Source organism: Serratia sp. LTN-2 (genome assembly GCF_059740205.1).
The window spans coordinates 135,210-156,250 of record NZ_JCAXDO010000003.1; the positions used below are offsets into that span (position 1 = coordinate 135,210).

15 protein-coding genes are annotated in these 21,041 nt (G+C 55.9%); 1 reads left to right on the forward strand and 14 read right to left on the reverse strand.

The window, feature by feature from the left end:
* Positions 1-11: 11 nt before the first annotated feature.
* The 10 genes from AC6BYQ_RS07830 to AC6BYQ_RS07875 all read right to left on the reverse strand — a co-directional run bounded on the left by AC6BYQ_RS07830 (position 12) and on the right by AC6BYQ_RS07875 (position 13,539).
* Positions 12-695: a fimbrial biogenesis chaperone gene (locus AC6BYQ_RS07830; RefSeq protein ID WP_498056642.1), complete on the reverse strand. Its 684-nt coding sequence runs from the start codon at positions 693-695 to the stop codon at positions 12-14.
* 56 nt (positions 696-751) lie between these two features.
* Complete coding sequence (locus tag AC6BYQ_RS07835) at positions 752-1,291, reverse strand: fimbrial protein (RefSeq protein WP_071532816.1); 540 nt, start codon at positions 1,289-1,291, stop codon at positions 752-754.
* 657 nt (positions 1,292-1,948) lie between these two features.
* Positions 1,949-3,448: a PhoPQ-activated protein PqaA family protein gene (locus AC6BYQ_RS07840; RefSeq protein ID WP_498056643.1), complete on the reverse strand. Its 1,500-nt coding sequence runs from the start codon at positions 3,446-3,448 to the stop codon at positions 1,949-1,951.
* A gap of 71 nt (positions 3,449-3,519) precedes the next feature.
* On the reverse strand, positions 3,520-3,918 hold the full coding sequence (locus tag AC6BYQ_RS07845) for a hypothetical protein (RefSeq protein WP_019453442.1): 399 nt from the start codon (positions 3,916-3,918) through the stop codon (positions 3,520-3,522).
* 78 nt (positions 3,919-3,996) lie between these two features.
* On the reverse strand, positions 3,997-4,230 hold the full coding sequence (locus AC6BYQ_RS07850; RefSeq protein WP_498056644.1) for a hypothetical protein: 234 nt from the start codon (positions 4,228-4,230) through the stop codon (positions 3,997-3,999).
* Between the two features lie 106 nt (positions 4,231-4,336).
* On the reverse strand, positions 4,337-5,164 hold the full coding sequence (locus AC6BYQ_RS07855; RefSeq protein ID WP_498056645.1) for an HAD family hydrolase: 828 nt from the start codon (positions 5,162-5,164) through the stop codon (positions 4,337-4,339).
* A 1-nt stretch (position 5,165) separates the two neighbouring features.
* Positions 5,166-10,958, reverse strand: a complete 5,793-nt coding sequence (locus AC6BYQ_RS07860; protein ID WP_498056646.1) for an amino acid adenylation domain-containing protein — start codon at positions 10,956-10,958, stop codon at positions 5,166-5,168.
* A gap of 34 nt (positions 10,959-10,992) precedes the next feature.
* Positions 10,993-11,862 carry a hypothetical protein gene (locus AC6BYQ_RS07865; RefSeq protein WP_498056647.1) on the reverse strand — a complete coding sequence of 290 codons (870 nt, stop codon included), beginning with the start codon at positions 11,860-11,862 and terminating at the stop codon, positions 10,993-10,995.
* Between the two features lie 109 nt (positions 11,863-11,971).
* Complete coding sequence (locus AC6BYQ_RS07870) at positions 11,972-12,547, reverse strand: helix-turn-helix transcriptional regulator (protein WP_019453437.1); 576 nt, start codon at positions 12,545-12,547, stop codon at positions 11,972-11,974.
* A 701-nt stretch (positions 12,548-13,248) separates the two neighbouring features.
* Positions 13,249-13,539: a hypothetical protein gene (locus AC6BYQ_RS07875; RefSeq protein ID WP_019453436.1), complete on the reverse strand. Its 291-nt coding sequence runs from the start codon at positions 13,537-13,539 to the stop codon at positions 13,249-13,251.
* 246 nt (positions 13,540-13,785) lie between these two features.
* On the opposite strand from AC6BYQ_RS07875, the gene AC6BYQ_RS07880 reads away from it, so the two are divergent.
* The gene (locus AC6BYQ_RS07880) at positions 13,786-14,013 is read left to right on the forward strand and encodes a hypothetical protein (protein WP_019453435.1); all 228 of its coding nucleotides are present in this window, start codon (positions 13,786-13,788) and stop codon (positions 14,011-14,013) included.
* A 267-nt stretch (positions 14,014-14,280) separates the two neighbouring features.
* On the opposite strand, the gene AC6BYQ_RS07885 is transcribed toward AC6BYQ_RS07880, so the two are convergent.
* The 4 genes from AC6BYQ_RS07885 to tssK are packed head-to-tail and all read right to left on the reverse strand — an operon-like array spanning position 14,281 to position 21,041.
* Positions 14,281-14,634: a DUF6277 family protein gene (locus tag AC6BYQ_RS07885; protein ID WP_004935323.1), complete on the reverse strand. Its 354-nt coding sequence runs from the start codon at positions 14,632-14,634 to the stop codon at positions 14,281-14,283.
* A gap of 25 nt (positions 14,635-14,659) precedes the next feature.
* A complete protein-coding gene (gene tssM, locus AC6BYQ_RS07890; RefSeq protein WP_025159872.1) occupies positions 14,660-18,139 on the reverse strand; it encodes a type VI secretion system membrane subunit TssM in 3,480 nt (1,159 codons plus the stop codon).
* Positions 18,140-18,174: 35 nt separating this feature from the next.
* Positions 18,175-19,686 (reverse strand): type IVB secretion system protein IcmH/DotU, encoded by a 1,512-nt coding sequence (gene icmH / locus AC6BYQ_RS07895; protein WP_498056648.1) that lies wholly within the window; start codon positions 19,684-19,686, stop codon positions 18,175-18,177.
* Positions 19,683-21,041, reverse strand: coding sequence for a type VI secretion system baseplate subunit TssK (tssK, locus tag AC6BYQ_RS07900; RefSeq protein ID WP_019456423.1), 1,359 nt, complete (start codon positions 21,039-21,041; stop codon positions 19,683-19,685). Before tssK ends, icmH begins: the two co-directional genes overlap by 4 nt.

Consider the following 21,041-nt stretch of genomic DNA (forward strand, 5'->3'; position numbering starts at 1 on the left):
TCCCCAGGCGGTTAAATACCTGACTGATGCTCCTTACCGGTGCCGCCATAGTCATTAATTAATTTCCAGCTGACCGACGATGCGCCGGAAACCGGCACTGAAAACATTTCGCTGCTCATCGGCGCGATATAGGTCACCTCTTTCATTTCATGCCCACCGATGCGAACATAATGAAAGTTCATATAATAAGGCGTGGGATTGGTCAGTTTTAATTCCTTGCCGACGCGTTGCCACGTCAACTGTTGAGCCACATCCTCGGGAACCTGTTTGAGCAACGCCGCGGGGCGATAAATAAGTTTGATGCGCGTTTTCACCGCGATCTGCAACGTGTTAGATTTGGCCGTATGTTCTGTCGAAGGAATGGATTTTATATTCATCCAATACAGGCTCTCTTTATCCTTCGGCAAGTCATCACCAACACGCACGATGCGCAACATATTCTCCTGGTGACCATCCAGGCGGAATAAAGGCGGCGTAATGATAAATGCAATCTTATCGACGCCGCTCTGTTGATTATCCAACCAGGACTGAATCAAATAAGGCTCGCTGTCCGGGTTATCGACGCTGATTGACGCCTCTTTTTTTTCGCCGTTGAAAATCACTCGCGTTCCGCCGACAACCACACCGGCCTGAGCCGTGGAAAAAAACAATAAGAAAACGAAGCCCGCCAGGGCACTGCAGCGACTAAACCGCATAATATTATCTCCGAGGCAATACGGCCCGCTGGAAACCAGCGGGCAAGAAAATATTATCAGTTGTAATTCAGCGTGAAGGTGGCGACACCGTTGGCTTTACCGGCAGTCACATCCGCAAGCGTAGAAATATAACGCGCGGTAAAATCAAGGTTGTTTTTCACGCCGCTGCCGGAGGCCAGCGGATAGGCCGTTGAGGCGGTGTAAAGCGGAAGAACATTGTTAGAAATATCAGACAGCTGGATGCCAACACCCGTGGCGACATCCGTTTCCTGGGTCAGCTGCAATACGTTGCTGTCGCCATTGTCGGCCGCACCGTCGAACTTAACGGTAGCGCTTTTCACCGTATCAGGACAATCCGTCACTTCCAGCGTAAATTTAGTCGCCGAGGACGTGGATCCCTTGCCACCCGCAAATGCCGTTCGGGCCACGTCGCCCAGAACAACATTTAATGGATTACTCAAGTCATTTGTGACCTTGCATGCGGCATCAACAATATTCCCGGTAAAATTAACCTGCCCGTCTGCCGCCAGGGCCGGTAGAGCACTCGAAAAAGTCGCCGCAACCAATGCCAACACAATCACTTTTTTTTCCATCATGGGTACTTCTCCTTTTGATTAGATAAACTGCAAAATATCCCCATCACGGCTAACCCGTGACAAGGAGAATAGGAGCTCCGCCCCTTTCACAGTTAATTATGCTTGGCTTTCCCTCTTTGGCAATACATAAAATCAATGTAAGAATGAGAAAAGACAATTACCCCAAATCGAATTGGCATCATTCTTATTTTTATTTTAAAAAAACCAAAAAAACGATGTTTCTCGACTCATTAACCTGGGCGAACAGAGAATTATTTTCGCCCAACCTTTACGCTATCGCACGAGCTAATCCACTCATTTTCACCTCAGACGACAAGCGAAAATAATAGGCGCCGTCATAAAAAGTAAAAATATCCCAAACAGGCCAGATGCCAGCGGAATTTGTATCTTGCAAAGGGGTTCACGCTTCGGCGACAGAGCAAATTTCGGCAGCAGAAAAGCAAAGATAAGAAGATGTGGTGCCATGAGAACGGGCATTTACCGGCACTTCATAAAATAGAAAAACGCTGACGATAAAATCAGCGCAATAATGATGCAAACAGAAGGCACCGGCAATAGAAAACGGTTCCCCTCTGATGTAGGCTAATTAAGCGGCATATCCGCACGTTCCAGGCTCAACGCATAATATGCCCCTCTCCACCTTATTTTTTAGCGTGATTAATCGTCATGGCGATAATCCTCGCCGAGCCCTCTGCCCGGTAAGGTTTCACACGCCAGGCCATCGCCTGCCGGCGCGGCGATCGGATAGCGATCGTCAGGCGTGATAAATACCGGCGAGGTCGCGATATAGCCATCGCTGAACTCGGCTTCGATAAAGGTGGCCGCCCATCCCTGCGCAGGGGTGACCAGCCGAAATTCGCCGCGGTTCTCCCCCGCGGCCGCCAGCGGCGCCGAAGTAAAACGCACGCCGCACGAGTAACGAAAATCTCGGGCCGCGCGGTTATGCGCCGTCCAACGCGACACCCTGACCGGCGGTTCGGAAAAGCGCAGCGTGCGCAATGCAGCCTCTGAGGGGCTGCTCTGCACATCGATCGTCGGTAACGCAATATCACGCTGTCGACGATTCACCAGAGCCAGAACAGCGCGTTCGGCGGCCTGCCGGCTTACCGCGCGATCGCCGTCGGCGATGGCTCGCAGCGAGATTTCCCCCGGCAGTTTATGCAAATAAAATCGCGTGCTGTCGGGCGGATAACGCTCGTCGCCGCCGGCGATGATGAGGTACTTCGGCACCGGCGGCCGCTCGCGCCCAACCGGCAAGGGGTATGCGGTGGGATCCTCAATTTGCATCAGCTTGTCAAACGCCGGGGTCTCTATGCGCCGATCGATGCCAAGTTGATAATAAGGATGGAACGCCAAAGGCCAACGCCCGCCATACGTGCGATAGGTATGCTTCATCACCTGCCGCGCCGCGATCCCATCAGGGAAAATGGCAACCACAGCATCGATGCGTTGATCTGAACGCGCCGCCAGCATGGCCGCGGTTCCTCCGTCAGCCACGCCCGCGACGATAAATTTGTCGATCCCCCATTGGCGCAACTCGCGCTGCGCCAGCGTCATGGCTTGCGACAGCGCCGCCGTCATCGGGATATGCAGCGGCATCATCAAATATTCATCCGCATCGTCCAGGAACAATCGCCACCCTCTGGCTCGGCTCTCCTCTCCTGAACGGCGGCGCCCCTCATTCTGGTATTCCAGGTACGGGTAAGGCAGCCGATTGACCACCACCACCACCGTTTTGCTCTGCGCCGCCAACGCCTCGGCGGAAAACGCCGCTTTCTGATTGCCTGTCGCTTTCGGTCCGGCAGCGCTGCACGCACAGTCATCGTCCATCACCAGCAGCGCTTTGCGGCTGAGAGCGCCGTTGGGAATATAAATGTCCACGTCGTGCCACCATTGCGTCGGCCGGATGGCGTCTTGCGGCGACCAAGATTGCGACATCAGCCGATAATGACGAATTTCCGTGTCATGACCGCTATCCACGCTTTTTAATGAAAATGACAGAGGCAGCGTGGCCAACTGCTGGTTATAGCAAGGTATGACCGTCTGTAGCGATGGGGACTCACCCACAAAGCAGATGTCTTCCTCGTTGGCCGCAGCATACCGGCAGACAGCCAGCGCCAACCAAACCAAGATCATGTAAGCGGATATTTTTAACATGTTTCCCTCACGATGGTTGACGTTGCTTCGCCCCTTCAGGCTGGCGAAGCGGCAAACAGGCATCAGCGGCCTCATGAAGCACGATGAAATAATATCGGATAGCCGAAGCTGTCCTTTTCGAACGCCACGTCTTTCTCGTTTTCTCCCAACAGCACGCTGTAAATGCTGTTTTCCTGATAACGACTCATGGCGACGTAGAGCACCACCTCGCGATGATCCGTCAAGGTGAACTGCCTGCTCCTGGCATTGATTTCCAACGTGAACGCCACCACGGGATTGTTGTTTAAGAATACCGAGGTCTGTCTCATGGAGACGATTCTGGCCTGCGCTTTCTCCGCGACCTGAAAGGGAGTAGTGTCACTGGGGTAGCGGATATCCATCTTCTTTTGGATATAGATGACGTTAAACACCGCCAATGCCACCGCCACAAAAAGGTTGATTACCATAATCAGCATGATTTTATTCGCCATTCATCCTCCCGCCCCGTTCTCTATGCCGCGCTCGCGGTTGATTTAAAAGTGCCCTTGCGGGCACTTTTCATTAGAGGCTTAAGAGGATTTGCGGCCGAACAACTGCGAGAACGCGCTAATCCCGGCATCGATGACGGCGCCAATGCCTTCACCGAGTTTTGCACCGGCGTTTGCCGCATCCGCATGGATACCGAAAAGACCGGTGCCGGCATCCACGATGGTGCCAATGCCGGTACCCAGGATTTTGCCGGCGTCGGAAGCGATGCCCGCACCGGAAACCGCCATGACTTCTGCTTCAGTCAGTTCTTTCATACTTGCTCCTTTGCATTAATCGAAAGTGTTCCGTTTTAAGAAAATGAGACCCTCACTGTCTGTTCACCTCCTTTTTTCCGCCAATAAAACGCACCCGGTGAAAACGTCAGAACAGACCGAATTCACGACAGAGATAATCTGCGACGCCATTGCGACTGTTGGGCAGCGCAACCGGATTCAACGGCAGAGCGTGTTTCAATTCGCTCATGGCATTGCCCATCACCACGCCCGTCCCGGCCCAGCGCAGCATATCCAGATCGTTCATGGCATCGCCGAAAGACAGGCAATCGCGCATCGCTATCTGTTTGGAATTCAAATAGTCGGCCACGCTTCTGGCCTTGGAAACATGCTTATCCATGATGTCTATCGTTTCCGTGGAGGACTTACAGATGGACAGCGTTTTTCCAAACGCCAGACTGACCTCGTCGAACAGCGCCTCAATCTGCGCCGCATCGCCATGCACCAGCACTTTTAATATCTGCTGCCGCTTCATGGCCGCAGGCTCGACATAGCGGCAGGCGACGCCCGACGTTTTGACATAGTCAGAAAAAAGCGGGTTCTCTTCGGCCATCATCCACCCCTCCCGGGTGAACAGGGTCACGTGGAACGGGCTGGCGAATAAAAAGTCAATCAACCCCGCTTGCAGCTCCACCGGCAAAAAATAGTTTTTATCCGCCACCGTCTGTCCTTCGATGTTGACCATCGCGCCGTTGCAGGAAACAATCACCGGCGAGAACCCCAACCCGTCCACGATCCCACGCGCATCGGCATCGCAGCGCCCCGTCGCGATGACGATTTCCAGCCCCCGGCGGTGTAAAATGTTGAGCGTTTCCACCGTCAGATCGGATAAATTTCCCGAAGGATCGAGCAAAGTGCCGTCAAGATCGCTCACGATCGCCCGGTATTTAATTTTGCCGTCGATGGCCAGCCACATATCATGCCTCCTCAGCCTGGATAATCCCGTCCTCAGCGCTGATGTCGCTGTCGGGCGGAAGATTGGCGATTGCGAGCGCGATAATCAGAAAACGTCGGCCTAATTCGTCGATGGTTTCCCGAGCGATCTCGTGGGAATCATAAAACAGTGAAATGGCGAGCCGTTCCGCCTCGGGGAACAGGCACAGCACCGTTTGGTGATTGCTGCCGCTGACGATGTCCATCACGCGACAGTGAAACGGCAGCCGCGGATCCAACGCCGGTTTCGGCATGTTTTCAAACACGAACAGGCTGCCGAACGGCGGGGTAGGCACCCAATTCTCGTCGTAACGATTCAGTTCGGAAAAGGCGTACTTCTGCCTGAAAGTTTGTGAATCCGCGATGTCATCCAGCAGTGCATAAATCGGCCGTTGACGGATCGCCTGCAGCCGCAGCACCGGGCTCGCGACGCACAGGCCAAACAGCGTCTGCACCTGCTCAATGTCGGCAGGGCGCTCGCTCATGGTCGTGCCGATCGCGATGTCATCGCAAGCCAACGCTTCGGCCAGCGCCAGCATCCAGGCCAGCTGCGTCAGTTGGTTGACGGTGATCCCCTGCCGCCGACAAAATGCGGTGAGGCGCGCCATCTGCGCGCTGGAGAATTCATCGCAATGCTGACGCATCCGGCGCCCCTGCGGCGCGATAGCCGGTGCGGCAGCCAACGGCAAGCGTTGATTGACCGGTGCACCCTGCAGATAGTCCGCCCAGAAGGCCCGCGCTTCGGGATCATTGCCGTGCGTTCGCACATAGGCGGCAAAAGGTTCGAAGCGGTTAATCTCCAGCGCCGGCACCCTGCCCGCCAACAAGGCGAGGTAATCATTGAACCACTGGCCGAACAACACCCCCAGCGACCAGCCGTCAAACAAAATATGGTTAAAGGTCTGCACCAGATAATGCTCATCCGCGTTCAGCCTGATGAGGCACCAGCGAATCAACGGCGGTGCATCCAGCTCAAACGCGGTTTCCCGCTCCCGGGCCAACAGCGCCTCCATCCTTTCTTCCAGAGAGGGCGGTGATGCATTCGACCAATCGTCCATCGCGATCGGCGCCTGCAGCGTCTCGCAGATGAAGACGTTGGGCCGGCCGCGGCAGGTTTGATCGCCAAATCCGGCGCGCAGCATTTCAAACCGCTGCAGCGCCAGCGCCCACGCCTGATTCAGCACCTCCGGTTGCAACGGCCCCGCGATCTCATAAACCGCCTGATCAATCTGATACTCGCGGTTGAGCCGGTTGAAATACATCAGCTCCCGCTGGGTCACCGTGGCTTCGAAAACGGCGGCGAGGCGATGCTTCTGCTGCCAGCGATCCAGTTCGGCGAGGCTGACATCGGCATGGGGGAAGTCCCCAGGGCTGGCGAGGCAAACGCCGTTACTCGCCTCGTGGCAACAGTGCTCGACCAGCGCCGACAGGCTGTCGACATAGTGCGAGCCGATCCGCGACAGCGTTTCATGCGGTAGCAAACCCGACATGACGATGCTCAACCGATCGTCGTGAACATAAAGCACCAGATCCAATACGTTGCCGCTCACCGGCATCGCGCCATTTTCCAAATCCGCCGTTTGGTCGATCAATGCCCATAACGCGTCGTCGGCCTGCTCGTTGAACACCCCGAGATAATTGAATGAAATGGCCGGCAGGCGGTGCCGCCGCAGGCAAGCCAGCGCCTCATCGCCCGACGCTGAAGCGTATTTCAGCGCCGAGTAACCGATGCCGTGATCGGGCATCTTTCGCAACGTGTCCTTGATGGCGCGCAACGTGGTTTTTTGGCACTCGTGCGCGGTGATGCGCAACGGCGCCAGGGCGGTGAACCAGCCGACGGTGCCCTCAAGCCGGACCCTATCGTCATTGATATCGCGGCCATGGTGTTCCAGCGTGAGGTAACTGTCCGCGCTGCCGTGCCAAGCCTGCAGCACCGGCGCCAGAGCCGCTAACAGCACTTCGCGGATCGAGGTGTTGTAGGCCTGATGGCAAGTGTCCACCAGCAGCGTTGTCAACGCCGCGTCGCACTCGAATCGGCAAAATTCGGGGGGCTGCGCCGCGCTGCCGAGCCGGGCATAATCGGGCTGCCCGGCGATCATCGCCAGCCAGTAAGCGCATTGGTCTTTCTGCGTTGCCGCGTATTGCCGTAACCGCTCTCCCCATTGGCGGTAGCTGGTGCCTTTTGCCGACAGCGATTCCCCCAGGTGCAACCGCTGCATGTCGCTGACGATGATGCGCCAGGACACCACATCGACGATCAGATGATGAAACGCGCAGAACATCAGGGCATAGCCGGGCGCGCTGCTGTCAAAGATATAAACGAAACGGCACATCGGCCCTTCTGCCGGATCAAACCCCGATTGCCATTGCCGCAGCAGCTCGGCGCGGCTTTGACGACACAGCGCCAGGTCATAGTAGCCCCATGAAGGGCCGCCATCGGCCGCCGAAAGGTAGCGCTGCGACACGATAACGCCGTTGTCATCGACGCTAAAACGCGCGCGCAACATGTCATGCTGCTCCGCCAGCGCGGCCACCAGATCGGCGACCTGCTCGGCGGACATCGGCGGTACCCGCACCAAAAATGTCTGGTTGAAGAAGGCGTCGCGCTTCGGCGCCAGCTCACTGTACCAACGCTGAATCGGCTGCAGTTCGAATTCGCCCTGCAGCTCGCCTTGTTCGTCTAGCGTCGTCACCGCATCTTGCTGCCGCAGAATGCGCTTGGCCAGGGCCCGCGCATTTCTGGTTTCGAACACCGCGCGCGAGTTGCTGTGGTAACCCGACTTGCTCAATTCGCTGGTGAACACAATGCTTTGGATCGAATCGCCCCCCAACCGAAAGAAGTCGTCGTCGACCCCCACGGTCTCCACGCCGAGAATGCTCGACCACAGCGAGCAAATCAGCGCCTCCAGCGGGTTCTCCGGCGCGGCATAACGCTCGTTTTGCGCGAATTGCGGCGTGGGCAAGGCCGAGCGATCCAACTTGCCGTTAACCGTCAGTGGGATCTCCTCGATCTCGACATAGCTGGACGGCACCATATAATCCGGCAAATCGCGCTCGAGCCGTGAGCGGAACTCGGCAGGATCCAGGGCCACGCCCCGCGTCACCAGCAAGTAGGCGGCAAGACGCTTGCTGTCCCGATGGACGACATCCACCACGACGCATTTCTCGACGCCCTCCAGGGCATTGATCGCGCTTTCTATCTCGCTGAGTTCAATCCTGAATCCGCGGATTTTCACCTGGCAATCATTTCTGCCGAGATATTCCAGATTACCGTCGCGCAGCCAACGCACCCGATCGCCGGTTTTATACAAGCGCCGGCCATTCAGTTCGATGAAACTCGTCTGGGTTTGTTGCGGCTGATTGAGATAGCCGCGCGCCAGCGCCGAACCGCCGATATACAGCTCGCCGGCCAAGCCCGGCGGCAGCGGCTGCAGCCAGCGATCCAGCACATAAAGCTCGCGCCCCGGTATCGCTCTGCCGATGGGAATACTGCTGCGGGTTTCGTCCGCCGCGATGGCATACAGGGTGGTGAACGTGGTGCATTCGGTTGGGCCGTAGCCGTTGATGACCTGCTGTGGTCGGTTGGTTTGCCGCACCAGGCGCTGCATCAGCGTGGCGGTCAGCGCCTCTCCGCCCACCAGCAAACAGCGCAGCCCGGAAAACAGGTCGGCATTGCTGAGATAAAGGTGATCGAACAGGCTGCGCGTCGCCCAGAGAATCGACACCTGTTGCCGACGCAACAAGGCCTCCAGCTGCGGCACATCCCCGGCGATATCCTCCGTATCACGGATGACCACCAGTTTGGCGCCGTTGAGCAATGCGCCCCACACTTCGAACGTCGCCGCGTCAAACGCGGGGCTGGACAGGAACAACAACACATCTTCGGGCGTAATCGCGATGCCGGACGCGGTCGCCAATTGGCACATCGCATGTTGTTCGAGCATCACGCCTTTCGGCGTTCCCGTCGAACCCGAGGTATAAATGACAGCGCCAAGCCGTTCGGCGGCGGTGATAACCGGCAGGTTATGCCGTTCATGCGGCAGGCGGCTCAGGTCGCCCAATGTCAGCACGGACGGGGGATGCGGCAGCATCGCGGCCAACGCCTGCGCCGAGGTCTGCATAGTTTGCCCGGCGATGAGCAACGCCGAGCGGGTTTCCTCAAGAATATGCCGAATGCGCGCCTGAGGATAATGGCAAGAGATCGGCACGTAGGCCGCGCCGGTTTTCAGCACCGCCAGCAGCGCCACGACCATTTCCAGGCTTTTCTCGCTGTACAAGGCGATCGGCGTGTCCGCCTGGGGCGCGGCCCCGGTCAGCGACGTATAGCGAAGCACGATTTCTCTCGCCAGGCTATTCGCCAGGCCGTTCAACTCACGGTAACTGACGCGCAGCCCCTCATACTCCAGCGCGATATTTTCCGGATACCGCTGCGCGATCGCTTCAAAACGGGCACTGAGGGTTTCCCTCGGTTGCACGGGGCTTTCGTCATTCTGCGGCAACCGCTCGGCGGCGGGATAGCAGGCGATGTGGCTTAAAGGGGCATCAGGTGCGCTCATCGCCTGTTGCATCAGGCGAATAAAATGCGCCGCGCAGTCACGCATCTCTTCCTCGTCAAACAGGCCCTGGCGAAAGCGCAAACGAAACTGCAACGCGTCGCCATCGGCCCGATCCTCGTACTCCAGAGAGAGCGTCGCACTGGCCATATCATGGTTGGCTTCGAATAGCGGCGAGGTGACGCAATCGGCCAGCGACAATGCCTCGTCGCGCAAGTTGGTCTGGGCGAAGGAAATCGGCAATGAGCGAATACCCAACGCTCGCACCACCTCTTGCGTGGGCAGCTGATTAAATCGATGGCGCGATTGCGGCGCCGCGGCGGTAATAAATGCCAAAGCGCGTCGATAAACATCGGAAAAACCCGCGCCATCGCGTAAAGAAACGGGGAGCACGCTGGTGTTCACATGCCCGCCGAGCGCAAATTTTTGCCCCTTCTTTATCGACACCGGATAGCTGATATAGACAGTTTCCTGATTGCCGCTGCGCGCCATCAAGATCCCCCACAACACCAGCAGCGCCAGAAAGTCATTAATTCGCCGTATCCCCGAGGCCTGTTTCAGCGCTTTCCATTGCGCTTTGGGAAATTGGAAACGCAACTCGCCCGCTTCATCCACATCCACGCGCCCGGCGCCGCTTCGCTCAAACGGCACCTCAAGCGTGCTCAAATTGGCCGCTTCGGCATGCCAGTGCGCCAGCGCCCCCGCGGAGGCCAGTTGTTCCACCTCCCGGTGCAATTGCCGGTTAATGACGGCGATCTCGGCCGCTTCTATGCGCGTCGTCAGCCGCTGTTGGCGATAGTACTGGCTTACCAATGAGAAAAACTCGTCGGAAGACGCGCCGTCAATCACCAGATGGTGGCCGACCAACGCCAGGGTATAGCGCCCTTCTCCCTCGGCGAAGAGCGCCCAACGATAAAGAGGCCCGCGGTAAATATCGAAAGGCTGGCGAATCACTTGCGTCAACAGCGTGCGGTCCGTGTAATGCTGCAGAGGATAGATTGCGTCATTGCGACGCCAATACAGCTCGCCATCCTGTTCATGAATATGGCTGTTCAGCAATACATGATCTTGCACCAACGCATTCAGCGCGGCTTGCAATCTGATGGGATCCAGCACGCCCTCAATACGCTGCAGCACCAATACGTTGTAGTTGCAGCCCTCTGGATGGCGGTCATATTCATCGATAAAAACGTTTGAATAGGGTGATACAGGAATCTCTTCCATGACAAACACTCCATTTAAAATACACGTGCCCTGCTTAACGGCGATCCATGCGGCATACCCAAACGTCTTTCGGCATCAGCTCGCTTATCTTTTGTGAGTAATAGCCGATCAACATGTTGATGCGCTTTTCTGAAATCACCTCCGCCGCCTGAGCGCAAACCGACTTATAAAAAGCGATGGGCACCATCACTTTGCAACGGCTATGCAGGTGCCGACAAACCCCGATCGCCCAGGAAAAGCACTCCCTGGAAGGATTGGAAATATCCAATAGTTCGGCGCACTCGCCAGAACACCCGATCACGGCGTAAAGGCTCCCTTTATTTATATAATGAATTTTATGATACAGGGGATGCTTTTCAATATACTCAAATGCGTGATGATCCTTTTCTCGCCCTAAATTATTGATAAAGTTTGCCTGTTGAGCGAGCCCCCCCTCAGCGAAACGAAAGGCCATAAACTTATCAGGCTTTAAGGTTAATTCGACATAGGGATAGATTCGCGTATTGGACGTTAAATACTTTCTAAAAATCTTTTCATAAACCCTGATCTTACGGTCATCGGAAAAGCAGATATCCGCCGCCACATCCGACCGCCTGGCCTGCAGGAAAAAGTCTTTCAATACGGTGGAGGATTTTACCTGATGATGGATCCCAAGATCGCCAAGCATATTGACATTGAAAGAAACACCATTGATTTTAAAGGGATAAAGGCTGGATACGAACATCCCGAGGTAGCGTTCCTGCTCCTTGTAGAATATGCCAGTTTTTTCCATTGGGGCCCCACAATGCGGATCGAGCAGATGCTTCCAGTGCAGGAAACGCTCCCCGCCCAAATCTCTGCCGTAAAGCTCTTGCAATAATTTGAAATGATTATGGGAAACCGTTTCCCTCACGAAATCAGCCATGTTTTATCTCCCTATAAAACCTATTCCATGCCAGGCGGCAATCAATGAACGATTGCCACCCCGCTCCGGTATAAAATACGGAATCAGACTGTCTCTGCCCTCGATCCTATTAACAAGAGTCGCTGTGCATTTTTAACCAGCGCAAGAATTCAATATTATTATCGATGTTTAGTTTTCTCATCGCTGAGCGCTTATGGATGCTGACCGTTTTCGGGCTGATGCCGAGCAACATCGCCGTTTGATTTTGCGAATATCCCAGGTGAATCAGGCGGCACACTTTTCCCTCGCTAAAGGTCAGTTGGGTACGGCAACGTGGGCAATAGCTTGAAACTAAACTGTTTTTCTTGCGATAGCTCAACATGACCTTATCCACGATCGCCGCCACGCCGTCTTTGCGCGTAATGCTTCCGGCCTCTAAATTGCAATGAATTTTCGGAAAAATCGTTTTATGCTCCAATATTGAAAAATAGAGCGGAATAGAAGAAAAATTGCCCTGCAAAAGCTGGGTATGGCAAAAGTTGATAGACACCCGTTTATCCGGCGCCCTGAATATAATGTTGGCCCTTTCCTCTCCCGTGATCCTGGCCTTGACACCATTCGTGAGAAAACCTTCTTGCAAGGCCAGACCTAACCCAAGCTTGAAAAATTGATTTTGATCGACGATAGCAATATTGACGCGCTCCATTAACAAACCTCCCTTTTGACTGCGCTTGCCCACTCTCCTTACTGCAATATGCTTGCTGTGATTATTTTTTATTTTTGAGATGCTTTTTAATAAAAAAGCGTTATATGCGATACGGAAACGTCTTCGCCTCGCAAAAGGTGTATTTTATATATAACGATATAAGCTCATCAGCCCTGGAGAGTACGCAAAAGCAAGACGCGGGGAAGCACCGCGTTTTACAAGGTAAAGGGTTACCGTAAGATATATTTATAGTGCATCATTGCCATCCGTGGTACGGTACCAAGAATTTTCTTCGATAAGTTAATTTTACTCCAAGAGCGCAATATATCCAGATAAATATCGAAAAAAAACATAATATGGAACATAACGCGGCGCTGAATTGATTGTTAAGAGCATCCGATTATGTATTAGGATTTTACTTAGAAGAAAGGCGGGATAATGCTTTATCTCGAGGCGTGCCGTTCCCCTGGCAAGCCATATAAAAAAACTGTCTATAACCATATTAATCTTATTGTAAAAAAAATGCATAAAAAAAAGCTACACTTTACGGTTGCAAGTGACTGCAAAACTTTCATGGCGATTGATTGAGAAAAGATGAACTCATCGGCGGCCGGAGCAAGAACGACCAGGCTGGGAAAGCGTTTTTACCGGCGTGACGCAGAGCAAACAGAGGTAATAAATAGTGTCGATCTGAGTAATTTTTATATTTTTTTTAATCGCGTCAGTTTTTTAGCCTCCAGACAGGCAATCAGCCCGAGGTGATCTTTTTTTAACTGTTTATGACTGCCAATGGGCAGAATGACTTTAACCGTTTGCAACTTACCGTGATTATTATAGATATCAAATACAATCACCGGCGGGCCATACCCCTGGATCATGCAGTCTAAAAACCGCAGAGCGGCGCACCCCAAGCGGCTTCTGGCCTCTACGACAATTTTTTCCGCAAGCTCATCATAGCGGAAAGGTCTTTCCGGCGTCGTCAATATCTTCATACGGTCTCCCTTCGGGTAGATGTCATTCAGATTTTTAAATAACAAGCGTTATTGCGCAGTGAACGCTGAGGGTAAATGCGATATGAAAAATCAGGATCCAATAACATATAATTTAACGATGCCAAATTAAAATAACAAACAACAGAATAGTATAAAAAATGACAACACTTTTGTTGAAAAAAAGACCTGATTTGCAATAATGAAATTGCCTGAAGTAAAGGGCTAACTGAAAAAGGAGTTTCAATCATGAAAGAACTATCCGCAATTGAAATTGAACAAGTTAACGGTGCTGGTTTTTTTGGTGACGTAGGTACACTGATTGGCAGTGCAGTGGGAACCGGTATTGATACCATTTCCGCGATTGCCGGTGTTAATCCGGATGCAAAAACCGTTGTCGGCACCATCGGTAAAGGTATTGGTCTGGCCGTCGATGCGCTGATTTCCAGCGGGTTGCAGATCATCTCGAAACTGTAATAAAAACTCATAATCATCCCTTACTATTTTTTTTAATTCGTTTCATTTTAAGCACCTTTGCGGGTGCTTTTTTTTACATCAAAGAATCAAAAAATATAAAAGGTCAGAAAAACCATTATCCAGAAAAACAAGCTGGGTATCACCATAATGAAAAAACCCATGCGTTTATTGGCGTTTTTAAGCATCCAGTCATAGATCATCGCACCACTCCTTGTGAATACCAGGAGGCATTTCCACCTCCCGGTATTTTATCCATCGAGTTGTTGATTACAGTTTCGGCACTTTGGAAAAGAAGTCCGCCATTTCGTGCGGGAACCCTTTCGCAATCGCCGGACGAAGATCGTCCATGGAAACATTAAAATCTTTCGGCTGCTCGCCCGTTTGCATTTTTTGGTGTGCGTTCACATTCGATTGCAGACCATTAAAAATGCCCTTCATATTACCGAACATATCATCGCAAGATTTTGTCACGTTACTCATGACCGACTTGGCCGCGTCGGGCCCCGACATTTGAATATTGCTGACGCCTTGCATAAAGGGTTGGCTCAGCGACGATTGGGAGTTGGTGCCCAAATTGCCGCCGGCTTTCATGGTTTCTAAAATTTTGGCTGGATCTAACATGTTTATCACCTCGTTACGGTTGTGTTTACATCGCTTTCGGGCACGAGAATCCTCGCAACGCCCGTGACCAAAGTGGGAAATCTTTCATCGTCGAGCGCAACTCCAGTTTGAGCACGCCAACCACCGACGACATCGACATCGTCAGCTCTCGCCTGTCGCTGGCGAGCGGCACCGGATTGCTGGCGTCGAACATCCGGAATAAGGCCCAGGGCCCGTCGAAACTGGCGACCTGGATCTGGCCGGTGCCGGTGCGGAAGGTCAGTCGAACATAGCTGCCGCCTTTCGGGCCCGGCCAATCGATGCGGGTAGGCTGGCTATAACCATGGCTGTAGTTAATCACCTGCCCATCGATGTCCAGGGTCGCTTCGGTGATGGTCGGGGTCAGAGACAGCGGTCTGATGAACATGGAGAATGAAAGTTTGTCGCCGGCGCTGAAGAAGGTATCGCGAATCAAGCGGGCATTTTCAAACGCGCCCAGCGTGCTCGCATTGACGATCCCCTCCGACCCCGGTTTGGCATTCCATTTCTGCGCGTTGACATCCACGTAAGCGGCCAGGTTTTCATCGAAGAACTGCTGCATTGCGCCGTTCTGCCCAAACATGCGCGAGAAGTCCTCGATGCCGACCTCCGCTCTGGCGTTGCGCGAGAACGGATAGCGCCCGCTGATGCTGCCCTTGCACAACCCGGAAGCCAGCGACGAAGCCCCTTTGCTCAGGTTCTTCTGGCTCTGCTGGATCGTTTGACTGTCCCCAACCTGCAACAGATCCATCATGACGCTGCGCACCGGTTCCGGCTGACGCGCCGCATCCAACTGCAGCCGTTTCAGCGTGCCGCCGGCCGGTACCACCTGGCCACCGCGCAATGAGGTGGACAGCGTGGTCAGCTGGCTGTACAGCGCTTCGAAACTGCGGCTCAGCGGATCGTTGCTGGCATTGGTGGTCTGCAACAGCTGATACCCCAAGCGGCGAAGCAACTCGAAACGATCTTCCACCGCGCGTTCCGGCGTAAGACGAAAACGCGCACGTTCGCCGGAGATCTCGCCGAGGATGTCACGCCGTTGCTGTTCGAGGCGATTGCGCTGGCGATCGAACCAGCTCGCCGCATCGCCCTGGTTGGTGCCGGTCATGCTGGTTTCACGCGCGGCGAAACGCACCAGGTTGGCCAACGGAGACGAAGGATCGGACAGCTGACGCGCCAATATCGCCGCATCCTCCAGCCCGTTGACCGGCCGGGCGCGCACGTCGCGCATGAACGCATCCCATTTGTCCGCGTATTCGATGAGATAAAGCTTTCTCGCTTCATCGGCCAACTTTTGTGCGGAGGCCAATGAGTTCACTTTGTTTTTGCCTTCCGGGCTGTCGCGCAGCACCCAGGACTCTTCTTCGATCATATCCCTGGCGGCGTCATCGAGCTGCGCCAGGAAGACATCGCGGTAGCTGGCGCGGGTATAGAACCCCGGCACGGCGGTATCGGTCACCGTCGCCTGGCTCTTGCGGCGCAGCATCAAGGACACGTTCGGCCCGGCGGCGTCGGCCAGCGATATGTCGTTGATCGCCGCCGGCAGCGGTTTCTCTTCGATGCGGCGCACCACCCGCACCTGCATCGGAATATTCATCGCTTTCACCCGCGCCAGGCGCAGCAAGTCGCCGTTCATTTTCATGACCGGCGCATTCGGCAGGGAAAACATTTCCCGCAGGTGGTAAGCGAAGATGCCTTTGTTCATGTCGGTGTAACCTTGCGGCATGAAGCTATCCCAACGCGTCATGAACCAGTCGACCAGCGCCTCGGCGGAACGGTGCGAAGGCTCGCCCATCATCAGATACACTTTCAGCGTGCCGTAGACGTCCTTGTTGGACGCCGATACGTCATTCTTGAGTTCGTCCGCAATATAGTTTTCCACCGCCGGCCAGAAGATCTGCAGCAAATGGCGCTGATAAGTCTTTTGCGCCGCGCTGTTGATCAGCTTGTGCTCGAAATAGGGATTCGGCACCGGTGAAACCTCACCGCCCAGCTGCGCGTTCATATAGCCCAACTGCTCATAGGCGGAAATGACATCGTCGCTGACGCGGTTAGTGACCGGTATTTCACGCACGATGCGCTTCGTTTCGTCAAAGCGCGCCGCAATGTAGGAGATGTAATCACTCTCCCACAGGTAACGCATCGCCAGCAGGTTAAAAGAGACCGCCAACAGAATGAGCACCAGCACATAGCGGCCCAGGGAGCTCATGCGGCTGCCGAGCGGCCTGGCGTGAGAAGACTGCTGCATCACCCCACGCTCTTGCCGGGCGTAATTCAGCTCCGGGTGATAAATGCGCCCGGTCGGGCGAGCTTCATAGATATCCGCCGCTTCCGCGTTGTAAATCGCGCCCTGCGGCGGCAGGGCGATGGTGCTGCCCAGCCAGACCTGCTGCAAATGGCAGGCGTAGCCCACTGGCGTTTGCGGGAAGATCTGCTCTAACAGGGAATACAGCGGGTTGCCCAGCGATCCCAGCGACTCGGTGAAGAACAGCAGCTGTTGGCGGTTTTGCCCGTCCGGCGCATCGTGCAGCAGTTCGAGCACATGATGGCTGACGCGCGCCACCATCTCCCGGTAGAGGGTTTCATACTGTTCGAAGGGCGTTTCGCCCTGTGCGGCGCGGTTCAGGCTGAACCCCATCCCGTTTTGCAGCAGATCGTCGCCCAGCATGGACAGGAAGGTTTCGCCGCCGACCAGCTGATCGAGGTGGCTGATGGTGAGATAGACCGGCAGCTCGCTGCGGAACCACGAAGCCATTTCCAGCAGACGCACGCGCAGCGCGTCGGCGACCGACTTTCTTTCGGTCAGCGAAGCGTGCAGCAACCAACGCGCATCCAGACACAGCATGATGCCGTCGATGCCCGGATGGCGGCGGTGGCGCCTGATCAGCTTGAACAGGGTATCACGCGCCCTGGCACCCTCATCGCCGAGGCCGTTCAGCTGCAGCCATTCACCGGAGGTGTCCACATACACCGAATTCTCCGCCAGCCACCAGTTGCAATCCTGGGTTGGCCCGACATCCACCGTCTGTTGCAGCCCATAGTGTTCGGCCAGCAAGAAGCGTTCGCCGCTTTCGCCGATCAACGAGGTTTTGCCGCTGCCCGGCGGCCCGATGACCAAAAACCAGGGTTTTTCGCTGATGTAACGGCGCGTCAGGCGGTACTTGAAGCGCTGCCAGGGGGTGCGCTGCTTCGACGTGCCGACGTACTGCAAGGTGCGCAAGGCGTCGTAAAAACGCGAGGTGACGCGATCTCGCTGCGCGGTTTTTCTTTTGGCCGGGGCGGGGGCCCGCGCGTGGCGGAACACCCAGGACAAAAACGTCGCCACGAACGGCCACAGCGCCCAGCACAGGATCAGAGCGATAATGATGCCTCTGACCCAGACCGACAGCAGCGGGCGGTAGGTGCCGATGGCGATCAGCGGCCCAATCCACCACACCACCGCACACAGCAGCAAGGCAATCACCAATATGAATGATCTACGTATCATATAATTTCCTTATTATCTCTACGCCGACGGATGTCTTAGTTATCCTCGGGGACCTCGGCGGCTACCCCTGCCTGATTCAACGTGGCAGACGGTGAAGCCATCTCCCTCTCGCCGATTTTCCAAAGGATGTCCACCCGGCGGTTGCGGCGGCGCCCTTCTTCCGTCGCGTTGTCGTCCAGCGGCTCCTGATCGCCCTTGCCGACCGATGTCACGGTGCGGTTGTATTTACTGTTGGCCAATGATTCCCGCAGCTTGTCGGCCACCGTCTGCGCGCGAGCTTCCGAGAGTTTCAGGTTGGAGTTGTTGGAGGTGTTGCGATACGGTTTGTTGTCGGTATGCCCGATCACCTCCAGATCGCCCGGCCACGGCGCCAGCGCCTCCCCCAAACGCTCAATGTTGCGTTTCTTTTTAAACTCTTCCGACAGCTTCGACTGCCCGGTGGCGAAAGCGCCGTCGGAGGTGAAGATCAACAGCCAGCCGCGCGGATCGGCGCGCACCTCCAACCACCCTTCGCTGAGGATTTGCGGCAGCGGCTGCGGCAGCGTCTCCATGATGTTGATTTTGCGCGGCTGCGGTGGCGTCCAGGCCAGAATGGCGTTGCGCAGCGCGCGTGACTGATCGTGCAGATACCAGGCGGCCGAGGCGTACGCCAGCAGCGCTATCGCCAGGCCGTAGCACAGCAGCTTGAGCGGCGTGATGCGGGTGGCCTTGCGCACCACGCTGCTCGGTTCGGCATCGGCCAGCGTCTGCGTCGGGTTCTGGCTGTACAGATAACCGTCAAGACGGTTGCGCACGTCGGCCAGCAGCACCGCGCCGCGCTCCATCACGTGGTATTGCCCTTCGAAGCCCAGCGACAGGATCAGATCGTAGAACGCCAGGATCTCCTTATTGCGCGGCGAGGCGGCCAGATACTCTTGCAGGTGCTCGAAGCACTTTTCCCCGCCCCAGGCGTCGCGATAAAACTCCACCAGCAGGCTGAGATTCAGTTCGCCCGACTCCAGCGTGCCCATGCAGCACTCATCCACGTAGGAGCACAACAGATAGGCCAGCTTGTCGACATCGCTCGGCGCGACGTGATCCGCCAACAGCGTCTGCTGGAACTGTTGGATCTCGCGCACGATCTGCGCGCGCACCGCGCCCGGATTCAGCTGTTTCTGATCGCGTACCCGCTCCACCTGCAGCAAGACCGGAATGGCGGCGGCGATCAGTGGATTGTCCCAGTGGCCCATCATCACCCCGGGCTTGCTCAGCGCGGCGCGGCCAAACAAGCCGTTCGAGGCCGTCGCCGTGTCCCCCTGGCGGTCGCCAGGGGCGGGATCGCTGTTTTCCGGCGCGGCGCTTTCCGCTTCATAAGGCTTGGGTTCGGTGGGCGCCGCCACCCCGGCGTTCCCCGGCCGCAGCTTGGCGGCCAACGCCCGCGCGCCGAAGGACAACGCGGCGATTTCCGCCGTCGTTTTGCCTACCGTGCCGGACGCGGGGAGGCGCGGCGTCGCGTTGTTGCGCGTTACCGCCATCGCCTCGCGTATTTTTCTCTCGAATTCGTTCATCCCACCCTCCCTTGCCTTAATCCCCAGACGTCAAAGCGCAGGTCCGGGAAATCCCCCACGATGCTGAGCGCCATCGCCGAGCCGCCCATCATCTCCTTGTAAATCGGGTCAGCATGATCAACCTCGAAATAGATGCTGTTCGGGTAATACGGTATGTGCCGCGGCGGCGAAGCCATAGGCAGCAAGCGAGCGCCCGGTAATTGAAGATCGATCAGCTGAATGATTTTCTCGACCGGCCCCAGTTTGACCTGCGCGGGGAAATACGAGCGCAGATGCTCGATGGACAACCCGCAGCTGACGGCAAACACCAGTTTTTCCAGACGCAGCTGCGAGTCGTTCGGGCACAGATAAATGCTGTCGCCGCGATCGATAAACGGCAGCGCCACCGCCGGCGCTTCGATCACCAGCGACAGCGCGCGACGGATCGAGGCGAACAGCTGGAAATAGCAGTTGTGCGGCTCATCGTGCAGATACACCAAATCGGCGCGATCCCAGAGACGTTCGCCGCCGGGAATGATGCTGAGCCGCCCCAACAGGCTCAGCAGCGTGTCGAACAGGGTTTCAGGGTGCACCTGCGGGCTGGCCAACAGTTGGCTGATGCGCAAATTGAACTCGCTCAAGGTTTGCAGCAACAGCAACTCCAGCAGCTCGGAAAGCCCGCCGATCGTCATGTGCACGTCCGGACGGAAGACCGATTCCAGACGTTGGCTGATCAGCCCAAGCAGTTCGGTGGTGAACGCGGGCAGCCAGCCGATGGCGCGGAAATCCAGCATCGGCGGCAAGGCGCGCTCATCCAGCAGCACCCGACGATCGCTGGTGAGCTCGCGCACGAAGCCGACCGGCAAAACGCTTTCTGCGCTGCTGACCGCATCCTCCAGGCTTAGCCGCGTCACCAGGCTCCCCAGCTGCATCGTGCATACGCGCGGTGTCCCTTCCAGACTGACGCCGTGGTTGCGATCCGGCACATCGGCGTCCATGGTGCGAAAGCGGCTGCTTTTCCGCTCATCCTGGATAAGATCGATCTGGGCATTGCCGGCAATGTCCATCAGCACGGACAGGCACACCACTTTCCCCTGGCAGCCTTCTCCCAGCACCAGCGGCGGCGGCAGCGGAATATCCTCAGGCATGCTGAACGCCGTGCCGTCGGGGAAAACGCCCTTGGCTTTCTTCAGCGCAAACTTGCCCTGCTCCAATAGCCCGTTGTCGATCTCCAGCGCCAGGAACCCCCAGGTGAAGGTTTCGACGCTGCGCAAGCGCGCTTCAATCAAGTGCTCGAAAAAACGTTCCTGCTGCTGGAAATGCTGCGGTTCCATCAACATGCCTTCTACCCAGGCGACGCGTTGTTTAGGTAACAT